The sequence below is a fragment of the Limnohabitans sp. TEGF005 genome (assembly GCF_055394835.1).
Genome location: NZ_AP029226.1, coordinates 1,438,451 through 1,459,415 on the forward strand (window position 1 = coordinate 1,438,451; position 20,965 = coordinate 1,459,415).

At 61.4% G+C, this 20,965-nt stretch carries 21 protein-coding genes and 1 riboswitch; of the genes, 15 read left to right on the top strand and 6 right to left on the bottom strand.

Annotated features, from left to right (window positions below; translation table 11 throughout):
• The first annotated feature begins 104 nt into the window (after positions 1–104).
• The 4 genes from ACZ5RG_RS06900 to ACZ5RG_RS06915 are packed head-to-tail and all read left to right on the top strand — an operon-like array spanning position 105 to position 2,720.
• On the top strand, positions 105–617 hold the full coding sequence (locus ACZ5RG_RS06900) for a tetratricopeptide repeat protein (protein ID WP_298597860.1): 513 nt from the start codon (positions 105–107) through the stop codon (positions 615–617).
• Positions 618–665: 48 nt separating this feature from the next.
• Entirely contained in the window at positions 666–1,355 is a 690-nt protein-coding gene (locus ACZ5RG_RS06905) for a peptidylprolyl isomerase (RefSeq protein WP_312261628.1), read from the top strand.
• Positions 1,356–1,359: 4 nt separating this feature from the next.
• Complete coding sequence (locus ACZ5RG_RS06910) at positions 1,360–1,866, top strand: peptidylprolyl isomerase (protein WP_019431269.1); 507 nt, start codon at positions 1,360–1,362, stop codon at positions 1,864–1,866.
• A gap of 11 nt (positions 1,867–1,877) precedes the next feature.
• A complete protein-coding gene (locus ACZ5RG_RS06915; RefSeq protein ID WP_464448109.1) occupies positions 1,878–2,720 on the top strand; it encodes a UDP-2,3-diacylglucosamine diphosphatase in 843 nt (280 codons plus the stop codon).
• A gap of 84 nt (positions 2,721–2,804) precedes the next feature.
• Here ACZ5RG_RS06915 and ACZ5RG_RS06920 read toward each other — a convergent pair whose 3' ends face one another.
• A complete protein-coding gene (locus tag ACZ5RG_RS06920) occupies positions 2,805–5,648 on the bottom strand; it encodes a DUF349 domain-containing protein (protein WP_464448110.1) in 2,844 nt (947 codons plus the stop codon).
• 399 nt (positions 5,649–6,047) lie between these two features.
• Here ACZ5RG_RS06920 and ACZ5RG_RS06925 point away from each other — a divergent pair, with 399 nt between their 5' ends.
• The 3 genes from ACZ5RG_RS06925 to nrdR all read left to right on the top strand — a co-directional run bounded on the left by ACZ5RG_RS06925 (position 6,048) and on the right by nrdR (position 8,798).
• Entirely contained in the window at positions 6,048–6,815 is a 768-nt protein-coding gene (locus ACZ5RG_RS06925; RefSeq protein WP_312261621.1) for a lytic transglycosylase domain-containing protein, read from the top strand.
• Positions 6,816–6,864: 49 nt separating this feature from the next.
• Positions 6,865–7,037, top strand: a riboswitch (ZMP/ZTP riboswitch).
• Positions 7,038–7,091: 54 nt separating this feature from the next.
• Entirely contained in the window at positions 7,092–8,336 is a 1,245-nt protein-coding gene (glyA, locus tag ACZ5RG_RS06930; RefSeq protein ID WP_464448111.1) for a serine hydroxymethyltransferase, read from the top strand.
• Between the two features lie 12 nt (positions 8,337–8,348).
• Positions 8,349–8,798, top strand: a complete 450-nt coding sequence (nrdR, locus tag ACZ5RG_RS06935) for a transcriptional regulator NrdR (protein ID WP_464448112.1) — start codon at positions 8,349–8,351, stop codon at positions 8,796–8,798.
• A gap of 37 nt (positions 8,799–8,835) precedes the next feature.
• Here the strand turns inward: nrdR and ACZ5RG_RS06940 are convergent, their stop codons facing one another.
• Positions 8,836–9,411: a GspH/FimT family pseudopilin gene (locus tag ACZ5RG_RS06940; protein WP_464448113.1), complete on the bottom strand. Its 576-nt coding sequence runs from the start codon at positions 9,409–9,411 to the stop codon at positions 8,836–8,838.
• 149 nt (positions 9,412–9,560) lie between these two features.
• Here ACZ5RG_RS06940 and ACZ5RG_RS06945 point away from each other — a divergent pair, with 149 nt between their 5' ends.
• From ACZ5RG_RS06945 to ribD, 5 genes are all read left to right on the top strand, one after another.
• Positions 9,561–10,007, top strand: a complete 447-nt coding sequence (locus ACZ5RG_RS06945) for a type IV pilin protein (RefSeq protein ID WP_464448114.1) — start codon at positions 9,561–9,563, stop codon at positions 10,005–10,007.
• Positions 10,004–10,636, top strand: coding sequence for a PilW family protein (locus ACZ5RG_RS06950; RefSeq protein WP_464448115.1), 633 nt, complete (start codon positions 10,004–10,006; stop codon positions 10,634–10,636). The genes ACZ5RG_RS06945 and ACZ5RG_RS06950 overlap by 4 nt, the downstream gene beginning before the upstream one ends.
• The gene (locus ACZ5RG_RS06955) at positions 10,633–11,850 is read left to right on the top strand and encodes a hypothetical protein (protein ID WP_464448116.1); all 1,218 of its coding nucleotides are present in this window, start codon (positions 10,633–10,635) and stop codon (positions 11,848–11,850) included. Before ACZ5RG_RS06950 ends, ACZ5RG_RS06955 begins: the two co-directional genes overlap by 4 nt.
• The gene (locus ACZ5RG_RS06960) at positions 11,847–12,284 is read left to right on the top strand and encodes a type IV pilus modification PilV family protein (RefSeq protein WP_298603050.1); all 438 of its coding nucleotides are present in this window, start codon (positions 11,847–11,849) and stop codon (positions 12,282–12,284) included. Before ACZ5RG_RS06955 ends, ACZ5RG_RS06960 begins: the two co-directional genes overlap by 4 nt.
• A gap of 81 nt (positions 12,285–12,365) precedes the next feature.
• Positions 12,366–13,469 (top strand): bifunctional diaminohydroxyphosphoribosylaminopyrimidine deaminase/5-amino-6-(5-phosphoribosylamino)uracil reductase RibD, encoded by a 1,104-nt coding sequence (ribD, locus tag ACZ5RG_RS06965; protein WP_464448117.1) that lies wholly within the window; start codon positions 12,366–12,368, stop codon positions 13,467–13,469.
• Between the two features lie 3 nt (positions 13,470–13,472).
• On the opposite strand, the gene rpiA is transcribed toward ribD, so the two are convergent.
• A complete protein-coding gene (gene rpiA / locus ACZ5RG_RS06970) occupies positions 13,473–14,144 on the bottom strand; it encodes a ribose-5-phosphate isomerase RpiA (RefSeq protein WP_312261606.1) in 672 nt (223 codons plus the stop codon).
• A 92-nt stretch (positions 14,145–14,236) separates the two neighbouring features.
• Between rpiA and ACZ5RG_RS06975 the strand changes: the two genes are divergently transcribed.
• Positions 14,237–15,280: a quinone-dependent dihydroorotate dehydrogenase gene (locus tag ACZ5RG_RS06975; protein ID WP_464448118.1), complete on the top strand. Its 1,044-nt coding sequence runs from the start codon at positions 14,237–14,239 to the stop codon at positions 15,278–15,280.
• Between the two features lie 18 nt (positions 15,281–15,298).
• On the opposite strand, the gene ACZ5RG_RS06980 is transcribed toward ACZ5RG_RS06975, so the two are convergent.
• Entirely contained in the window at positions 15,299–16,441 is a 1,143-nt protein-coding gene (locus ACZ5RG_RS06980) for an NAD(P)/FAD-dependent oxidoreductase (protein ID WP_464448119.1), read from the bottom strand.
• A 107-nt stretch (positions 16,442–16,548) separates the two neighbouring features.
• Between ACZ5RG_RS06980 and ACZ5RG_RS06985 the strand changes: the two genes are divergently transcribed.
• A complete protein-coding gene (locus ACZ5RG_RS06985; RefSeq protein ID WP_464448120.1) occupies positions 16,549–17,310 on the top strand; it encodes an SDR family NAD(P)-dependent oxidoreductase in 762 nt (253 codons plus the stop codon).
• 311 nt (positions 17,311–17,621) lie between these two features.
• Here ACZ5RG_RS06985 and ACZ5RG_RS06990 read toward each other — a convergent pair whose 3' ends face one another.
• Both ACZ5RG_RS06990 and xseA read right to left on the bottom strand, forming a co-directional pair.
• Entirely contained in the window at positions 17,622–18,203 is a 582-nt protein-coding gene (locus tag ACZ5RG_RS06990; protein ID WP_464448121.1) for a superoxide dismutase, read from the bottom strand.
• 422 nt (positions 18,204–18,625) lie between these two features.
• Complete coding sequence (gene xseA / locus ACZ5RG_RS06995) at positions 18,626–19,981, bottom strand: exodeoxyribonuclease VII large subunit (RefSeq protein WP_464448122.1); 1,356 nt, start codon at positions 19,979–19,981, stop codon at positions 18,626–18,628.
• 357 nt (positions 19,982–20,338) lie between these two features.
• On the opposite strand from xseA, the gene ACZ5RG_RS07000 reads away from it, so the two are divergent.
• On the top strand, positions 20,339–20,956 hold the full coding sequence (locus tag ACZ5RG_RS07000; protein ID WP_464448123.1) for a MotA/TolQ/ExbB proton channel family protein: 618 nt from the start codon (positions 20,339–20,341) through the stop codon (positions 20,954–20,956).
• Positions 20,957–20,965: the final 9 nt, after the last annotated feature.

Here is a 20,965-nt window from a genome sequence, read left to right on the forward strand (position 1 = left end):
GCGGTGTGGCCGCATGGCCTCCGCTACAATGACCGTCCAGTATATCCCCGACAGGGGCCCCGCTCCCAGTTCTTGGCAGCCCAGATTCGAACCTTTTGGCGCGCATGCACTCACTCCTCCCCGTCGTCCTGTCTTGTCTTTTGCTGGCATTCAGTGCAGGCGTCAAAGCGGACGTCTACAGCGATGTGAACCGCCTTGTCGTGTCAGAACAATGGGCAAAGGCCCAAACCCAAGCCGAGCAACACCTGAAGTCTCAACCCACCGACCCGCAAATGCGTCTGTTGCTCAGCCGCATCCAGGACGGCCTGGGCCAGACGGCAGCCGCCATGGAGACGCTGCAGGCGTTGACCCAGTCATTTCCCGAATTGCCCGAACCGCACAACAACCTGGCCGCCCTGTTAGCCCGTCAAAACCGTTACGCCGAGGCGTTGACGGCGCTGCAAGCCGCCGTGCGCGCTCGCCCTGATTACGCCATCGCCCAGGAAAACCTGGGGGATGTGTACATTGCCCTGGCCATCGAGGCCTACCAAAACGCCAGCAAAGCCCCTGCCGCGCAGCCTCGCGCGGCAAACAAGCGGCTGGCGGCCGAGCAGCTTTTGAAGGCTTCGGCCCCTTGATGCCACCGAACCCTGCTTGAGTCAAACCACGCCTGCTTGAAGGACAACATGAACCGTTTTCGTTTTTTGACCACTTTTGCCGTGTCGATTGCCCTGCCCTTGGCGCTGGCATTGCCCCTGAGCAGCCAGGCCCAAACAGGGGGCATCAGCAAAGTGCGCATCAGCACCTCGGCAGGCGACATCGAAGCCGAGCTTTACGCTGACAAAGCCCCCAAGACCGTGGCCAACTTTTTGCAGTATGTGAACGACAAGCACTATGACGGCACGGTGTTTCACCGGGTGATTGCCGGTTTTATGGTGCAAGGTGGCGGCTACGACGCGCAGTACAAAGAAAAGAAAACACGCGCGCCCGTGCAACACGAAGGCCGCCAGTCACTGGCTGCCGGTCTGAAGAACACCACGGGCACCTTGGCCATGGCACGCACCAACGACCCGCAATCGGCCACCTCGCAGTTTTTCATCAACGTGGTGGACAACGCGTTTTTGGACCCAACGCCCATCCCCGAAGGCGATCCGGTGGCCAAATTTGAATACCAGGGCCGCGTTTACGAAAAAGTGGCACGCGCCCAGCTGCTGAATGCCCCCCAGTTGTTCGGCTACACCGTTTTTGGCAAAGTCACGTCCGGCATGGACGTAGTCCAAAAAATCAGGACCACCCCCACAGGTGCGGGCGGTCCTTTTCCTTCCGATGTCCCCCGGACACCGGTCCTCATTCAATCCATCACTTTGTTGAAGTAACACCATGAGCAACCCCCAAGTAGAACTGCACATCACCGGCTACGGCGTCATCACCCTCGAACTGGATGCTGAAAAAGCCCCCAAATCGACCGAAAACTTTCTGGCCTACGTGAACAAAGGCCATTACAACAACACGATTTTTCACCGTGTGATTCCTGGCTTCATGGTTCAGGGCGGTGGCTTTGAACCCGGCATGGCACAAAAGCCAACCGATGCCACCATCGAGAACGAAGCCAACAACGGCCTGAAAAACGCCAACTACACCGTGGCCATGGCCCGCACATCGGCCCCGCACTCGGCCACAGCCCAGTTCTTCATCAACGTGGCCGACAACGGCTTCTTGAACCACACCGCACCTTCGGCACAAGGCTGGGGTTATGCCGTGTTTGGCAAAGTGGTCAAGGGCACCGAAGTGGTCGACCAGATCAAGGGCGTGAAAACCGGCAGCAAAGGCGGCCATGCCGATGTGCCCAAAGAAGACGTCGTGATCGAAAAAGCCGTCGCCATCTGATCGACTGAGCCATGTCCGCTGACCCGCGCACCACACCGCCGACCATCGGTCGGCTGACAGCGCCAGTGGCATGGCACACCGTGGACCTGATCTCGGACCTGCACTTGCAGGCCTCTGAGCAGGCCACTTTTGAAGCCTGGCGCAGCTACATGGCCAACACCCCTGCACAGGCGGTGTTGATATTGGGTGACCTGTTTGAGGTCTGGGTCGGCGATGACGCCGCAGTCCAAGACCCGTTTTTGCAACGTTGCGCAGAAGTGTTGCGCCAAACAGCACAACGCGCTCATGTGGCATTCATGCCCGGCAACCGGGATTTTTTGGTCGGCCCCGATTTTTTGTCGGCTTGTGGTGTGCAACCCCTGAACGACCCCACCTTGTTAACGCTGGGCCAGCAACGCATTTTGCTCAGCCACGGCGATGCCTTGTGTCTGGACGACAAGCCTTACCAGGCTTTCAGACTGCAGGCCCGCAACCCCCAATGGCAACATGCGTTTTTGGCCAAGCCTTTGGCAGAACGCCAAGAATTCGCACGCAACTTACGCGCCCTGAGCGAGTCACAAAAACACGAAGGCATGAGCTTTGCTGATGCCGATCTTGAAATGAGCCTGTTCTGGCTTGAACAGGCTGAGGCAGACCAGCTGATCCACGGCCACACCCACCGACCCGCAGACCACGCACTGGGCAGCGCCGTGCGTCATGTCTTGAGTGACTGGTCGCTGGACCATGCCCCTTTGCGGGCGCAGGTGTTCAGGCTGACACGGGATGGCGATGCTGTGGGTGACGTTGGCGTTGGCGTTGGCGACGTGAGCGATGTCCGCTCTGAACGACTCGATTTGCCCCGCGACCATTTTTAGCGCCTCAACGCACCAGAAAAAACGGCCGCTCATGAAGCGGCCGTTTTATTGAATGGGCTTTGGTATCGCCCAGGGCAGTGTGGATCAGCCGCGCAACAGGTTTTTCAGGACATTTTGCAAACGGCGTGCTGTGGTCTCTTCGTGCGGACCGGACAACACTTGCGCCACGTCCTGACCCCAAGTTTCGCGAGGACCAGGTTGGTTGCGCTGGGTCAGCAACTGCAATTGCAGCGCGCGGCGCTCGTTCAGCTTGTCGGCTGGCGTAGGCACTTCTGCGGCCATTTCCAAGCGCAGCAAAGCGGTTGCTGCCGGCGTTTTGGCTTGTGTACTGACGGCTTGAGCCCAAGCTTGACGGGTGGACGCGTTGATGGCGCGGCCCAATTCTTGTGCGCTGGGCAGTGCGTCGGCTTGGCGCTCTTGCCAAGCACTCATCAATCTGGTCAGCGTTTCGCCATGGGCTTGTGCGGCCAGTTTGCGCAACGACATTTCGGCACGCTCCATGGCTTCGCGTTGGGCGCGGAAAGCGGCGTCACCGAGACGCGGACCCCGGTCTTCACGGAAATCACGGCCTTCACCACGCGGACCTCGGTCACCAAAGCGATCGCCACCACGCTCACCCGGACGGCCCGGACCACGGTCGCCACCTGGACGGGCACCGCGCTCACCCGGACGGCCGTCTCGGCGACCATCACGGCCGTCGCGACCTGTACCGGCTTCGGTCTTCTTTTGACCAGGGCGGTCGTCGCCGCGCACCGCCACCACCGGCTTGGCCGGTTTAGGGGCCACCACCGGGGCGGCCGCTTCAGCAGGTGCTTCTTGCTCTGAGGTTTCCTCTTGGGTTTCCGACCCAGCGGCCTCTTCACCGCCTGTTGGCAGCTCTGCAGCCTCGGCTTGACCGTCGGCTGTTTCGGTGCTGGCACTGGACTCAGATGGAACAGCCGCTTGGGCTGCGTCACCCGAAGCCTCTGAGGTTTCGGCTGCTGCGGCAGGCGTCTGTGTTGGCACGGGCGCCACGGGCGTAGCGGCCACCGCTTCGGCCTGGCCACGCAAAGCGGCATCGAGTGCGGCCATGGCCGCGCGAATCTTGGCGGCATCGCCAGCGGCATTGGCCTCGTCGAGCGCTTTGGACGCATCGATCACGGCGCGGTCGCGGGCGGTCAACGGAGCGGCCGAGGCTTGGCGGTCAGTGCCTTTGCGCTGGAAAGCTTCGTCCAGCGGTGCGCGGAACACTTCCCACAATTTTTGTTCTGTCTTGCGGTCCAGTGGCACCGACTGGGCTTCGACCTGCCAGCGCTGCTGCAGCGCTTTGACAGCGTCCACGCGCAAGGCGGGCGCAGCGCCCACTTCACGGGCTTCGTTGATCAAGGCCTGACGGCGCTCGACGCTGGCTTTTTGGGCCGCCTCAAGACGCGCAGCTGCGGCTTTGAAGATGGCTTTCCACTGCGACTGCATTTCACCAAACGATTTTTCGCTCAGGTGACCCGCATTGCGCCAGCGGTCTGCAAACTGGTGCAAAGCACGCAGTTGGGCGCGCCAGTCGTCGCTTTCGGCGTTGGCCGCGGTCCAGGCTTTGACTTCGTCCATCAAGGCCACGCGCTGGGCGCGGTGGTCAGCAGACTCTTTTTTCATCTGTTCCAGCCAGGCCAAAACAGTTTTATAGGCATCGTTGCAAGCGGCGTCAAAGCGCTTCCACAAAGCGTGGTTGGGCAAGCCGCCTTGGTCGGTTTGCTTCCAGCTGTCACGCAGTTGGCGCAACTTGTCCTGCATCTTGCGGCCACCCACCGTGGGGGCTTTTTCGGCATCCAGCAGCGACTCGGCCTGAGCCACCAGGTCTTGACGAACCTGGTCTGCACGCCAGCGTTGCCAGCCTTCGCTGTCGCCAGCGGCCGTCAGTGCGTTGTGCACGCGCTCGTCCAGTGTGGTGTCCAAATTCTTGCCGTGGGTCTTGAGCACGGCGTGCAAAGCAGCAGCGGCATCGGCTGGAACCTGGCTTTCTGCGATTTGTTTTTCAAGCGCTTCAAGCACATCGGTCACGGCCTTGTTGGCTTGCTCGCGCAGGGCCTGGCGCTGGGCCGCGTCCATCTTGGGTTTGGCGGCTTTGGGCTCTTTGCCCGCTTCAGCGGCACCTGGACCCGAAGCTGAGGCGGGTGTCTGCACTTCGGCCACGACTTCACCTCGCAACCGGCGAATTTCATCGGCCCACACGGGCACCGAAGGCAAGGCAAGCGCCGCGTCGGCTTGAGCCTGCTGGGCCAGCGTCAAAGCCGCAGAAAAACCATCCCAGACCGCCTGCAATTGGCTGAGCGCCGAGTCCAGCTGGGTCGGAAATTTCATGTCCACACTGGGCCACACGGCGTTGGTGGTCAGCTGCTGGGCCTGGGTCTGCCACTGGGCCACATCGCTTTGCAAACCCGCCAGACCGGCCTGCGCTTCTGCAATCGGCTTGGTCGAAAGGACTTCGATGCGCTGCGCCAGCAACACGGCTGCTTCGCGCTGAACCATCACCTGGTGCTGCAAATCCTCGACGCCTTTGACGACTTCAGCCAAGCGGGCCTTCAAGCTGGCCAACGGCTCGCGTGACAAAGGCGCACCGGCTTTGGCTGCATCGCGCTGCCAAGCCATGGCATCGGCAATGTTCAGGCGCGGGGCCTGCAGCATTTGCTCGGCTTTTTGGGCCCAGTCACTGGCCAGGGCGTCTTGACCGTGCAAGCGTTTGAGCTCGTCGAGTTTTTCCTTCAGGAGCTTGGCCGCGCCTTTGTCTCGCGTGGACATCTCGCGATACACCTCAGCCAACACTTCGGCCGAGGGCTCGGAAAGAAGCCATTCGCGCAAGCGGGCGCTGCGCTCACCTGAGGTAACGGCTTGGAAGGCCCCTCCGGTCAACTGGTCAAGAGCGGCGAGGTCAAGGGGCTTAGAAGATGAAGTCACGGTAAAAACTTTAAAACACAGTCCATGCCAAATACGGCATCAGTGTCGGGGCCGGGCATCCTTGCACAATTTTTCAAGGCGGCTATCGACAACCTCGTATTTTCGCCGGGATTTGGCCCACACAGGCTCCTTCAGTGCAATCGCTGGCAATCTCTTCGGATTTCAAGGGAAGAAACACCTCTTTATTTCCAAATAGAATCATTTACCATCTTGATATTCTTGACTGGATATTAAATATTCCTAGAATTCGCCCACTTTCCAATCAGAAATTCACCGACAGCGTTGCCAACACCTTGGCCTTGCCCGCAGCGCAACGAATGCGCTGCAGGCCGCGTCCCCCCACAAACACACAAACGCCCCGTGATGCCCATCACCACGTTGACCATGAGAGGAAGTTCTATGACCGCGCGATTGAACATGTCCCGCCTGGTTTTGGGCCTGCAGATCTGGGCCGCCGATGTCCGGGAAGGTTTTGTCGAAATCATGCGCCACAGCTTGGCTGTTTTCGGCCTGGCCGTGGTGTTGGTCAGTGTGACTTTTTGGGCTCGCCCTAACCTGCAGGCATCTGCCAGCGAGTTGCTGTTGGGTTGGCTCGAAATTCGGCAAACCGACACCGTCGAAACCCCAGTGGTCAACAATGCGGCGACACGTGCCACCACCAAAAACCTGAAAAACCTGACACCCGACCAGCTGGCCGTGACCCGCTGGCTCAGTCGCAAGTACCGTGTTTCCGCAGAGCCACTGGGTGCCATGGTTGCGGAAGCATGGTCTTTGGGTGAACGCAGCCAGCTGGCACCCCATTTGATCCTGGCCATCATGGCCGTAGAGTCCCGCTTCAACCCGTTTGCGTCGGGCAGCCAAGGGGCGGTGGGCCTGATGCAAATTGAGGTCAAAGCCCATGCCGAGGCTTTGGGCCAATTTGGCGGGCAGTTGTCGGCCTTTGACCCCTTGACCAATGTGCGGGTGGGGGTGAGGCATTTGCAAGGGCTGATTGAGCAAACCGAAACCCTGGAGGAAGCTTTGTGGCTTTACGGTTCATCGTCCGGACAAGCCTCTGAAAGCCAATATGTGGAACGGGTCCTGGCCGAGCAACAACTGCTCGACAAAGTGACCGAGAGACAAAGCACGGCGGCGCTTGCTGCCAAGGGCCTGCGCGCTCAACTTTGAGTCTGGCCCGCTTGGGGGCCATGGAAAGCCAGCAGGCCTCGGCTACACTAACGCGGTGCGCGACTGGCGATAGGAGCCCCCTCTTCGAAACACAAGGCGGGATCACTCTGACGTGGAGCGCGGCGGCCGTTGGGCCACCCCAGAACCACTGGGAAGCGCACAGCCCGGAACTGGTCAACAAACCCAGAAACGGGTTTTCAGCCGTTCGCCTGGGCAGCCCTTGTCGGGGACTTTTCACAAGTCGCCTGCCAAGGTTCCATCATTTGAAGGACTGCCATGTACAACCGTAATATCCTGATTGAACAAACCGATCCCGAAATCTTTGCCGCCATCCAGGCCGAGAACGCGCGTCAAGAACACCACATCGAGCTGATTGCCAGCGAAAACTACGCTTCGCCCGCTGTCATGGCCGCGCAAGGCAGCCAGTTGACCAACAAATACGCCGAAGGCTATCCAGGCAAGCGCTACTACGGTGGTTGCGAGCATGTGGACGTGGCCGAGCAACTGGCCATTGACCGCATCAAGCAAATTTTTGGCGCCGAAGCCGCCAACGTCCAGCCCCATTGCGGCGCATCGGCCAACGAAGCGGTGTTTCTGGCCTTCTTGAAACCCGGCGACACCATCATGGGCATGAGCCTGGCCGAAGGCGGTCACCTGACGCACGGCATGCCGCTGAACATTTCGGGCAAGTGGTTCAACGTCGTGTCTTATGGCCTGGACAAGAACGAAGCCATCGACTACGAGGCGATGGAAGCCAAAGCCCGCGAAACCAAACCCAAGCTGATCATCGCTGGCGCTTCGGCCTACAGCCTGCACATCGACTGGGCACGCTTTGCCAAAGTGGCCAAAGAAGTTGGCGCGATCTTCATGGTCGACATGGCCCACTACGCCGGTCTCATTGCCGCGGGCCAATACCCCAACCCCGTGCCCCACGCCGATGTGGTGACCTCCACCACCCACAAGAGCCTGCGCGGCCCTCGCGGCGGCATCATCTTGATGAAGGCCGAGCACGAAAAAGCCATCAACAGCGCCATCTTCCCCGGCCTGCAAGGCGGCCCGCTGATGCATGTGATCGCAGCCAAGGCTGTGGCTTTCAAGGAAGCGCTGGCGCCCGAGTTCAAAGCCTACCAAGCCCAGGTGATCAAGAACGCGCAAATCATTGCCGAAACCTTGACCCAGCGCGGTCTGCGCATCGTGAGCGGCGGCACGCAAAGCCACGTCATGCTGGTGGACTTGCGTGCCAAAGGCATCACGGGCAAAGTGGCCGAAGCCGCTTTGGGCAACGCCCACATGACGATCAACAAGAACGCCATCCCGAATGACCCAGAAAAGCCATTCGTGACCAGCGGCGTGCGCATCGGCACACCGGCCATGACGACCCGCGGTTTCAAGGACGAAGAAGCCCGCGCCACGGCCCACCTGATCGCCGACGTGCTGGACAACCCGCGGGACGAGGACAATCTGGCCGCCGTGCGCGCCAAGGTGCACGCCCTGACCAGCCGCTTCCCGGTCTACGGCTGATCGGTCGGCGCGATGAAATGCCCTTTTTGCGGTCACCTCGAAACCCAAGTGGTCGAGACACGGCTGGCCGAAGACGGGGATTTCATCCGCCGTCGCCGTCAATGTGGGGCGTGTGAAAAGCGCTTCACCACTTACGAAAAGCCGGAAGTCAACTTTCCGGCCATCGTCAAAAAAGACGGCCGACGCATCGAGTATCAACGCGAAAAACTGCGTGCCAGCCTCAACCTGGCCCTGCGCAAGCGGCCTGTCAGCACAGAACAGGTCGACGGTGCCATCGAGCGCATCGAAGAAAAGCTGCTCAACCCGGGCAACCGTGAAGTGGCATCGCACCACATCGGCGAGTTGGTCATGCGCGAGCTGAAAAAACTCGACAAAGTGGCCTATGTGCGCTTTGCCAGCGTGTACCGCAACTTTGAAGACATTGACGCCTTCAAGACGCTGGTGGACGAAGTTCAAAGCTGACGCGCAACATCACCCTGCCGACAGGCCGGGCACCAGCTCATGGGCAGCTCGGCGGTGTGTATTTCTGTATCCGGGGCTTGCCCAAGGCATTGCTGACCACCTGCCAACCCACCGACGACGAGGCCTGGCAAAAGCGCCATGTGCCAGCCATGAAAGCCCCGTTTGTGCTCATGCTGCGGCCCTCGGCACCATAAGAAAAGTACGCCTTCACCGTATTGGTGACACCCAATTGCACGACCGGTGGCACAGGTGCATGCACTTCGACCACCACCTCCCCTGAATCGTGCAGGCCATTGTCGTTCGCATCCACAAACACCAGCCAGCCTTGCTGCCAATGGCCGTTGGCATCGCATGTGCCATCGGTCGCCCTTGCGCACAGGCTCACCCGCTGCTGACGGCGCAAGGCCTCTGAACGGGCCAGGACCAAACTGTCCAGAAACCCTTCAGCCTGGGCTTGCAGCTGATGCCGTGCCCGCACGTCCAACAAAGCAGGTACTGCCATGGCGACCAGAATGCCCAGCAAAGCCAGCACCACCAAAGCCTCCAGCAGGGTGAAACCCCGCGCGCTGCAGCGGTCACAGGGAGCTTGACGGCATGTGAAGAAAGAGCGCATGGTTTTCTCACGGGTGATTTTGGACAGCCATGCCCAAACAAGTTGCTGCATCTTTGCGGACTGTACAAGGTGAATACAGAAGACCACAATCCATCAGCACACCAGGGAGACAACGCATGCCAATGCCACGGAGGGGTCCAAACACCCCGTTGAGCACACGCAGCACATGCAGCACACGCAGCAAAGGCTGGACGTTGGCCGAACTGCTGATCAGCTTGGCCCTGATGAGCGTGCTCGCTGCGCTGGCCCTGCCCGCTTACCAGCAACAACAACGCCAGGCAAGACGCACCGATGGGCAAGCGGCCTTGCTCCAGTTGCAAATGGAACAAGCACGTTGGCGCGGCACACATGAAAGCTACGCCGACTCGCTGACGGCCTTGGGCTGGGCCAGCGACCGATCCCCTTTGGGACATTACCAAATCACCCTGTCAGATGCCACAGCCGATGGCTATACCGCGCAGGCCGTGGGCCTGGTTGGCCAGGCGGCAGACCGCGACTGCAGCACTTTGCGCTTGAGCTGGCAGGGCACGGCGACAGCCATCTTCGGTGCGGGCGAACACCCTGACAGCGACCCTGCTCGCTGCTGGCGGCGATGACATACAAGCAACACCCGCTTGAAAAAGGCGAAACACTGACAGGACTGCTCGTGGGCATGTCGGTGGGTTTGGTCGTTCTGGCCGCAGGCAGCGCCATGCTGGCCAACCACTTGCGCGGTCACCGTGCTGCCTTGCAAGACAGCCACTTGCACACCGACCTGCGCTCGGCCACGGACTGGATGGCCAGAGAACTGCGCAAGGCCCAATACACAGCCAATGCCTGGCAAACCCGATCCCCCACGGCTTGCAATGACCCGTTTTGCCAAGATGGGCAAGACTTCAGCATCGAGGGCAGCAGGATCGACTTCAGCCATGACCGCAACCACAATGGCCAGCGGGACAACGACGAATGCATAGGCTTTCGTCAGGTCGGCACCGCATTGCAAGCACGCAGGACATGCAACTCGAGCGGGAGTTGGCAAGCCATCACCGACAGCGCCAATCTGAGCATCACCGCGCTGAACTGGCAACTGCACTGCGAAATGCGCAATGGCTGGCTGCATCGCAGCGTTCAAATGGACTTGACGGCGCAGTGGCCCGGCGATGCCTCTCGACAGGTCAGCCTGTCGCAAACCATCCATTTGCGCAACGACTTGCCCGCCAGCAAGCAGGCGCTGTTTTGCCCATGACAAAGCACCATCCCTCACGGCCCCAAGGTGGGGCCATCACCTTGCTGGTGGCCATCGGCCTGGTGATTCTGGCCAGCTTGACCAGTTTTTACAGCGCTCGCAGTGTGTTGATCGACCAACTGGCCAGCCACAACCACGCACACGCCAGCCAGGCGCGACTGGCGGCCGATGCGGCCTTGGCCAATGCACAGGCCGTGATTGCGAACAGCAGCTTCAATGCCCATGCGCTGTTGACCACGCGCACCGTCTGCCCTGCGGGAATAAGCGGCCCACAGTGGCAATGCAGCGCCCTGAGCGTCATGCCGCATCCCGCCCTGCCCCAGGCCGCACTGAGCGCCACTGCCGTGCGCGATCTGGTTCAGTCACCGCACGTTCTCACGGTGCATGCCAGCGCCAGCATCGCTGGCCAAAACAGCCAGGCACGCGCGCGTGAAAGCTTGTTCGTGCCCTTTGTGGCCCCCGCACCGGGTTTGGCGGCGCCTGCGGCGCTGGTGCTGAACGGCTGTGTCAGCGAAGCAGCGGGGGCCAGCCTGCGCGTGTGCCCCCTCACCCAAAACGGTGAGGCCTGCAGCGGCACAGCAAAAGCGCCTGCCGTGCAAACGCACTTTGTGGTGGACACCGACCACAACGGCAGTATCTCCAGTGCCGAAAAAAATGCCTGTCTGGCCATCAGCCCCATCAGCTTGCCCGGCGGGGGCGTGCAAACAGCGCCCAACACGGCAGTGCCGCGCAGCCCCTGCACACGTACCGCCTGGCGAAGCGTACTGGGCGACATCACAGACCAACAACTGCAAGCCTGGTCCAGCGACCAAGAACGCAACGGTTTGACAGCGCAAACGACACCCCCGCGCTCTGTTTACTGGATCGACAGCCCCGCCGACTGGCAGCAAAGTGTGGGCACATCAGCTCACCCAGCCCTGCTGGTGTTTTCTGCCCAAGCCTGTGCCCAGCGCTGCCCACACATGGGCAACCGCGTGCGCGTTGTGGGCAGCGTCTTGCTCGACTCCGGCTGCGACGACGAAAAGATGCGGGGCTGGCAAGCGGGGACCATCGAAGGCCAGCTGGTGGTGGAATCGGGCATGCCCGAGTGGCGCTCGGGCACCGTGCTGGCACGCCCTGAAGGCCGCCATGCCTACAGCCTCGACTGGCCCGAAGGCATCGATGCGACACGGGTCCAGCGCGTCAATGGCAGCTGGAGCGAGGGCACGCCATGACAAACCACGCACCCGCCCAGCAAGGCATGGCCTTGATCGAAGCCCTGATCGCCTCGGCCGTCTTGGGCATCGGGCTGGTCGGCGCAACGCAGTTGACCCTTAAAACCCTCCACATGGCCAGCGCAAGCCGCCATCACACCGTGGCACAACACCTGGCCCAGGAAGCCATGGACTGCTTGCATGCACAGGCCAACGCCACCCTGTGCCCCGGTCAAGATGACATCCAGGTGCAAGGCGTGCGCTACACCCGACAAACGCGCAGCACCCCTCGGGGCGACGGCTTGGTGATCGACCTGCAAGTCAGCGTGGAATGGGTGGCCAGCGGAACAGGCACTAGCAACAATGCCGAGCAAAGTAGCAAGGCCAGCACCCGCATCGAATGGCACAGCAGCACCTCGACCATCCCTCTGTGGGTTGGCGTATCCTCGCCCTAGTCTGTGCGGCCAATTGGCTGCGCCACCGCATCCACCCATTTGTTGACCGCCGTGCCCACTTCGACCGTTCACCCCACCCCCATGCAACACGCCCTGGATCTGGCTCGCAAAGCCCTGTGGCTGACCTCACCCAACCCGCGTGTGGGCTGCGTGATCACCGCCGCCGATGGCACGCTGCTGGGCCAAGGCCACACCCAACGCGCTGGCGGGCCACACGCCGAAATCATGGCGCTGCGCGACGCCGCTGAGCGCGGTCAGAGCGTACAAGGGGCCACCGCCTGGGTCACGCTGGAGCCCTGTGCCCACCAAGGCCGCACCGGCCCCTGTTGCGATGCCTTGGCCACAGCGGGCATAGGCCGCGTGGTCGCCGCCATGACCGACCCCAACCCCCAAGTCGCGGGCCAGGGCATGGCCCGATTGGCCGCCGCCGGTGTACTGACCGAAACCCTGGCCCCCGACAGTGACATCGCCTTGCAAGCGCGCGAGTTGAATGTGGGCTTTTTCAGCCGCATGGAACGTGGCCTGCCTTGGGTGCGCCTGAAGGTGGCCGCCTCGCTGGATGGGCAAACGGCGCTGGCAAACGGCCAAAGCCAATGGATCACCGGCCCCCAAGCCCGCGCCGACGGCCACGCCTGGCGAGCCCGCGCCTGCGCCATCCTGACCGGCATCGGCACCGTGCTCGAAGACGACCCGCAACTGAACGTGCGTGGCCTTGAGGTGCCACGCCAGCCGCACTTGGTGGTGGTGGACAGCCGCTTGGACATGCCGCTGACGGCCAAACTGCTGGACACCCAAGGCGCTGGGGAACACGCACGGCAGATTTGGGTTTACACCGCCACCAGCGATCAAGCCGACAAACGCGCTGCGCTGACGGCTCGCGGCGTGACCGTGATCGATTGCCCCGGCCCCGGCGGCAAGGTCGATTTGGCGGGCATGCTGCGCGACCTGGCCCGACGCGAGATCAACGAACTGCACGTGGAGGCCGGGCACAAACTCAACGGCTCATTCATACGCGAGGGGCTGGTGGACGAGTTTTTGGTCTACCTGGCCCCCCAACTGCTGGGGCCCGGACAAGGCATGGCCCATTTGCCTGCGCTGACCGCCCTGAGTGATTCGGTCAAGCTGGCCTTTCATGACGCGCAGCGCATCGGTCCCGATTTGCGCTTGCTGCTGCGCCGGGCTTGAGCCTCAATAGTTGAGGGTCTTCACGCCTTCAGACGTGCCCAGCAAACAGACCTGGGCTTTTTGCAAGGCAAACACGCCCACTGTCACCACGCCGGGCCACTGGCTCACGGTGTTTTCAAAGGCCACCGGGTCGGTGATCTGCAGGCCCTTCACGTCCACGATGTGCTGGCCGTTGTCGGTCACCAACGGCTGGCCGTCTTTCAGGCGCACAGCAGCCGTGCCCCCCATGGCGGCAAACTGGCGCATGACGCGGGCTGTGGCCATGGGAATGACCTCCACCGGCAATGGGAAAGCGCCCAAAGCCTGAACCAACTTGCTCTCGTCGGCAATGCAGACAAACTGCTTGGACTGCGCCGCCACGATTTTTTCGCGGGTCAAGGCAGCGCCACCGCCCTTGACCATGTGGCCTTGGTGGTCGATCTCGTCGGCACCATCGATGTAGACCGACAGGCTCTCGACCTCGTTGCTGTCAAACACCGGAATGCCCAAGGCCTTCAGACGCACGGTCGAGGCCTCGGAGCTGGACACCGCGCCCTTGATCTGGTCTTTCATCGTGGCCAGTGCATCGATGAATTTGTTGACCGTGGAGCCGGTGCCCACACCGACGATCTCGCCGGGAACAACGTATTTCAGGGCGGCTTGGCCCACCAGGGCTTTGAGTTCGTCTTGTGTCATGGGGTCGGGTCTGGGTAAAAAAGGAAAGCTGCGCCGGGTTTGCGACAATCAACACCATTGTTGTCACAGCCTTTGCTGGCCGGAATTATCCAATGTCCCTGATCCCCTACGCCCTCGCCCGCTCGTTTTTGTTCAAGATGGACGCCGAAGAAGCCCACGAACTGACCATCGAGGGCCTGGCACGCACCCAAAACACCCCGCTCGACCGCGTTTATCGCCAACCCTTTGTGGCGCAACCCATCACACTGGCGGGCCTGCACTTCCCCAACCGCGTGGGCCTGGCCGCAGGTCTGGACAAAAACGCCCGCTGCATCGATGGTCTGGGTGCCATGGGCTTTGGCTTTGTCGAAGTGGGCACCGTCACGCCCAAAGCGCAACCGGGCAACCCCAAGCCCCGCATGTTTCGCCTGCCTGAGGCGCAAGCCCTCATCAACCGCTTGGGCTTCAACAACGACGGACTCGACGCCTTCATCGCCAACGTCAAGCGCTCCAAATTCCGCCAGCAGGGCCGCATTTTGGGCCTGAACATCGGCAAAAACGCCGCCACGCCCATCGAAAACGCCACCGACGATTACTTGATCGCTCTGGCGGGCGTGTACCCGCATGCCGACTACGTGACGGTGAACATCTCCAGCCCCAACACCAAGAACCTGCGCGCCCTGCAAAGCGACGAAGCGCTCGACGGCCTGCTGGGCGCACTGGTCGCAAGGCGCGAAGAACTGGCTGCTGAACACGGCCGCCGGGTGCCCATGTTCCTGAAAATCGCCCCCGATCTGGACGAAACCCAAGTGGGCGTGATCGCCGCCACCTTGCAAAAGCACGGCATGGACGGCGTGATCGCCACCAACACCACACTGGCACGCGACGCGGTGAGTGGCCTGCAGCACGCCGACGAAATGGGCGGACTGTCCGGCGCACCTGTGCTGCAAAGCAGCAACCGCGTGATCCGCCAATTGCGTGCGGCTTTGGGCAAAGACTTCCCCATCATCGGCGTGGGCGGCATCCTGAGCGGTCACGACGCCATTGCCAAAATCGAAGCCGGGGCCGACGTGGTGCAGATCTACACCGGGCTGATTTACAAAGGCCCGGCCCTGGTCACCGAAGTGGCCAGTGCGTTGCAGCAGATGAAGCGCTGAAGCCCCGCTGGCAAGTGCTCAAGCCAGACGAGCGCAGACCTCGTCGGCGATCGCCAGTGAACTGGTCAGGCCCGGCGACTCGATGCCCAGCAGGTTCACCAGGCCTGGCACGCCATGCTCGGCAGGGCCTTGGATCATGAAATCGGCTGCCGCTTCATGCGGGCCACTGATCTTGGGGCGCATGCCCGCATAGCCCGGCTGCAAAGCGCCATCTTGCAAATCGGGCCAATAGCGGCGCACCTCGGCATAAAAGGCATCGCCCCGGCGCGGGTCCACTTGCAGGTCGGCGGGGTCATCGACCCACTGCACATCAGGCCCGAACTTGGCCTGCCCGCCCAGGTCAAGCGTGAGGTGCACGCCCAGGCCAGCCGCCTCGGGCACCGGGTAAATCAAGCGCGAAAACGGGGCCTTGCCCGCCAGCGTGAAATAGTTGCCTTTGGCGTAATGGGCGGACGGCAGCAGGCTGTGCGCAAGCCCCTGCATGCCCCGCGCCAGAGCCACCGCGTTAAGACCCGCAGCGTTGACCAATGTGCGGCAGGCCAGTTCGGTGCCGTCTTGCGTGCTCACGCGGATCGGGTGCGTGGCCGTGCCTTGCTGGAGGCCAATGTGCTGCACGGGCGAGACCAGCGCCAAAAGCCCCCCTGCGTTTTCCAAGTCGCCTTGCAAGGCCAGCATGAGGCCGTGGCTGTCCACCACGCCCGTGCTGGGCGAAAGCAAAGCCGCTTCGCAGGCCAGTGCGGGCTCCAATGCCCTGGCTTGGGCGGCGCTGAGTTTTTGCAGGTCATGCACGCCGTTGGCCGCCGCCTTAGCCACGATGCCGTCCAGCGTGGGCACTTGCTCGGGGCGCGTGGCCACGATCAGCTTGCCCAGCCGCTGGTGCGCCACGCCGCGCTCGGCGCAATAGGTGTACAGCAGACCTTTGCCCTGCACGCACAGCCGCGCCTTGAGCGAGCCCGCCGGGTAGTAAATGCCCGCGTGAATGACCTCGCTGTTGCGCGAGCTGGTGCCGGTGCCGATGGCGTTTGCCGACTCCAGCACCATCACCTCGCGACCCGCCAGCGCCAGCGCCCGCCCCACGGCCAGACCGACCACGCCCGCCCCGATCACCACTGCATCGACTTGTTCCACATCCACCTCACACCTGATTGGTTTGCGTTCCATTGTGGCCGATGGCCCCATAGGCCCATGCCAAACGACTGACACGCGCAAGACAGCCCTGTGCGCCGCACACGGGCAGACTGCCCAGCATTCAACAAGGAGCCCTTTTCATGTCGCTGTTCCATCTGCAAGGCAAAGTCGCCATCGTCACAGGCTCCAGCCGGGGCATTGGCCGATCGATTGCCCACCAACTGGCCAAGCAAGGCGCCAAGGTGGTGGTGTCCAGCCGCAAACAAGACGCCTGCGAAGGGGTGGTCCAAGAGATTCAAGCTGCGGGCGGCCAAGCCATGGCGGTGGCCGCCAGCATTTCGAGCAAAGAGCAGCTGCAAAACCTGATCGACCAGACCCGCGCGGCCTGGGGTCCGATCGACATCTTGGTCTGCAATGCAGCCACCAACCCCTATTACGGCCCCACCACAGGCATGAGCGACGAGGTGTTCGACAAAGTCATGCGCAACAACGTGCTGTCAAACACTTGGCTGTGCACCATGGTCTACCCGGACATGAAGGCCAAGAAGGACGGAGCCATCGTGATCGTGTCGTCGATTGGCGGCCTGCACGGCTCGGCCATCATTGGGGCATACAACATGTCAAAGGCCGCCGACATGCAACTGGCACGCAACCTGGCCGTGGAATGGGGGCCGGACAACATCCGCGTGAACTGCATCGCGCCGGGCTTGATCAAGACCGATTTTGCCAAGGCGCTGCACGAAGACCCGGTACTGAGTGCCAAGTACAACAGCGAGACCCCGCTGCGCCGCATGGGCGAGCCCGACGACATTGGCGGGGTGGCGGTGTTTCTGGCCAGCCCGGCTGGGCAATATGTGACGGGGCAAACCATCGTGGCGGATGGGGGGATGATGATTCGCTGACTCTGCTTGACGCTCGGTGCTCGGTGCTCGGTGCTCGGTGCATCTGTGCATCTGTGCATCTGTGCATCGTGGAACGCTGAGCATGGGTTGGGGCCGGGCACCTCAGAGGGAGTACCCAAAATCGGCGCCCGGCCCCAGCCCATGCTCAGCTCGGTTGTCGGTCTCATTTGTCGACCTCATTTGTCGATCCAGGGTCCAAGCAGCAGACTGTTGGCTCTCTTCAATCCACTGGCACAGAGGTCGCATTTACCTTCGGCCCACAAAGCAAAAAGCCCGCATCAGCGGGCTTTTTGACATCGAGAAACCTTCGATCAGCCGAAGTTCTTCTCGGCAAACGACCAGTTCACCAGCTTGTCGAGGAAAGTCTCGACGAACTTGGGGCGCATGTTGCGGTAGTCGATGTAGTAAGCGTGTTCCCACACGTCCACGGTCAACAAGGCGGTGTCGCCAGTGGTCAGAGGGGTGCCAGCGGCGCCCATGTTGACGATGTCCACCGAGCCGTCGGCTTTTTTCACAAGCCATGTCCAGCCGGAGCCAAAGTTGCCCACGGCGCTCTTGACGAAGGCTTCTTTGAAAGCGGCGTAGCTGCCAAATTTGGCATCGATGGCCGTGGCCAAAGCGCCTGTGGGCTCGCCGCCACCGTTGGGCTTCATGCAGTTCCAGAAGAAGGTGTGGTTCCAGATCTGGGCCGAGTTGTTGTAGATGCCGCCGCTGGACTTTTTGATGATTTCTTCGAGGCTCATGCTCTCGAATTCAGTGCCTTTTTGCAGGTTGTTCAGGTTCACAACGTAGGCGTTGTGGTGCTTGCCATGGTGAAACTCCAGGGTTTCCTGGCTGTAGTGAGGAGCCAAAGCGTCGATCGCATAAGGCAGTGCGGGCAAGGTGTGTTCCATGGGGATGTCCTTTTGTTGTTGCGGGTTGAAAGTAGACCCATGCATTTTAGAGGCTGACTGATCGCCCTTTGCAGGGGCAGGTCACTGAAAACTCAGCCACCCCAACGGCCACCGTCATGGTGTGGGGCTTTGCACCGATTTTGGGTACTTGTTGATGAAAGCACACGCGCTCATGTCCCATCGCCGTTATGGGGCGAGAAATGGGAACCGATTTTGGGCACTTGCTATTGAAAGCCCGTGCGCTCATGGCCCATCGCCGTCATGGGGCGGGCCTGGGCACCGATTTTGGGTATTCCCTCATGAGGTGCCCAGGCTCGCCCCATGACGGCTTACCTGCATCCCCAAAAATCGGCCTCAGCCCATGCCGCCATTCGGCCGCCAGGAGACAATCCCGAAAAAACAAAGCTTCCCTAATGAACCGATCAGCCCTGAACCTTCAAAGGCACTTCGCCATCTGCCAAAGTGGCTCGAACGGCTTGGCCAGCTTGAAACTGGGCCGCGTGGGTCAGGGCTTGGCCACGCTCATCGCTGAGCCAGGCATAACCGCGTTCCAGCACTTGGCGCGGGTCCACCGATGACAACCGCAAAGCGGCCCGCTCTAAGCGCTGGGCACGTTGTTGCACTTGCTGACCGCGATTGAAGCTCAGGCGGTCTTCCAGGCGGGTCAGCTGGTGGCCACTGCCGATGGCTTGGCTTTGTACGCCCGCTTGCAAACGGTGCGCCAGCCGGTCCAGCCACTGACTGTGTTGGCCCAGCAAAGCTTGTGGTCGGCTCAGACGGGTGGCCATGGCGTTCAGACGCTGAACTTGACGTTCTTGCTGACGGGCAAGGCCAACACCCCAGCGGGCGGCCACGCTGTCCAGCCGCTGGGCTTGCCGGTCTTGCTGACGCAGCAGGCCCCGGGTCAACCTGTGTTCCAGCACCGACAAGGCCTCCAGGGCCACGCCACGGTCGGTCGCCGCCATCTCGGCAGCAGCGGTGGGTGTGGGGGCGCGCACATCGGCCACAAAGTCGGCAATGGTGAAGTCGGTCTCGTGGCCCACGCCGCAAATCAAGGGCACCGGGCTTTGGGCGATCACGCGGGCCAGGTTTTCGTCGTTGAAAGACCACAGGTCTTCCATCGAGCCGCCGCCGCGCACCAGCAAGATCACATCCACAGGCGGGCTGAGCGGGTTGTCTTCTGCCGTAAAAGCGTAAAGGTTGAGCAGCGCCTGTGCCAGCGTGGCCGCAGCGCTCACGCCTTGCACCAAGGCCGGCGCCATCAGCACGGGAATGTGCGGCACGCGCCGCTGCAAGGCGGTCATCACGTCGTGCCAAGCGGCTGCGCCCGGCGAAGTGACCACGCCAATGGCTCGGGGCTGGGCCGGTAATAAGCGTTTGTGTGCGGGATCGAAAAGACCTTCGGCCTCGAGCTTGGCCTTGAGGCGCAAAAACTGCTCAAACAGTGCGCCCTGCCCGGCCCGAGCCATAGACTCGACCACCAATTGCAAATCGCCCCGGGCTTCGTACACCCCCAAACGGCCACGCACCTCCACCAGTTCGCCATCACGGGGGGCGAAGTCCATCAAACTGGCGGCACGGCGGAACATGGCGCAACGGATCTGGCCCGTGTCGTCCTTGATCGAAAAATAACAATGGCCACTGGCGGCCCGCGAAAAGCCCGAAACCTCCCCACGCACCGTGACAGGGTTGAACTGGGCATCCAGCGTGTCAGCCATGGCGCGGCACAGCGCTGAAACTGTCCACGCGCGGGGCTTCAAATCGTCATTCACAGGCATGGTATTGAGGTTTCATCGGCGTTTGGAGGGTGTTTCAGGCGTCTAAACCAAGCCAGCTGAGGCAAAGTACTCCACAAGCCATGCCCTGGGCTGGTTTTGGCCAATGCGAAGCAAGCGACATCACTACAAAATTACAAGTCATTGATTTCATTCATTATTTTTTTAAAATGACGGGTTGAATTTTGGAGAATTAATATACACCTGAGTATGCTGAACAGCACAACAGGCCAAGTTCTTCACAAAGTTATCCACAGAAATCTCGGCACCAAGCAAACTTCCAAGCCGTGGTGATGGGGCACCCTAGGCATTCGCCGATAATCAGCCTCGTTCGAGACCCAAAAACGGGAAGGTATTTTTTTGTTGTCCATCATACAAGCCGCAGGTTGGCCCATTTGGCCCTTGATTTTGTGTTCCATTCTGGCCCTGGCCCTGATCCTGGAGCGCTGCGTTCAGCTGCAAAGCGCCAAAGTCATGCCCGCCCACATCCTCGCGCAAACCATCGAGGCAAGCCAACGCGGTGTCCCCGTGCCAGAGATGATCCAGGCCTTGGACAAAGCAGGTGCCATGGGGCCGGTTTTGGCCAGCGGGCTGCGTTGCCTGCATGACAACCCCAAAGCCTCTGGCGAAGACATCCAAGCCAGCATGCAAATGGCGGGGCGTTTGGCAACACAAGGGCTTGAGCGCTACCTGCCTGCACTGGCCACCATCGCCTCTGCCGCCCCACTGCTCGGTTTGCTGGGCACCGTGGTCGGCATGATCGACATTTTTGGGGCGCACACGGCGGCCAACAACCAGCCTGCCCTGCTGGCACATGGTATTTCGGTGGCGCTTTACAACACCGCGTTCGGCTTGGTTGTGGCCATCCCGTCCTTGATGTTCTGGCGCTACTTTCGCGCCGTGGTGGACCGCCATGTGCTGGCCATGGAAGTGACCGCCGAGACCTTTGCCCGGCATCTGAGCCGTTTGCGCGCATAAAGGCTGGCT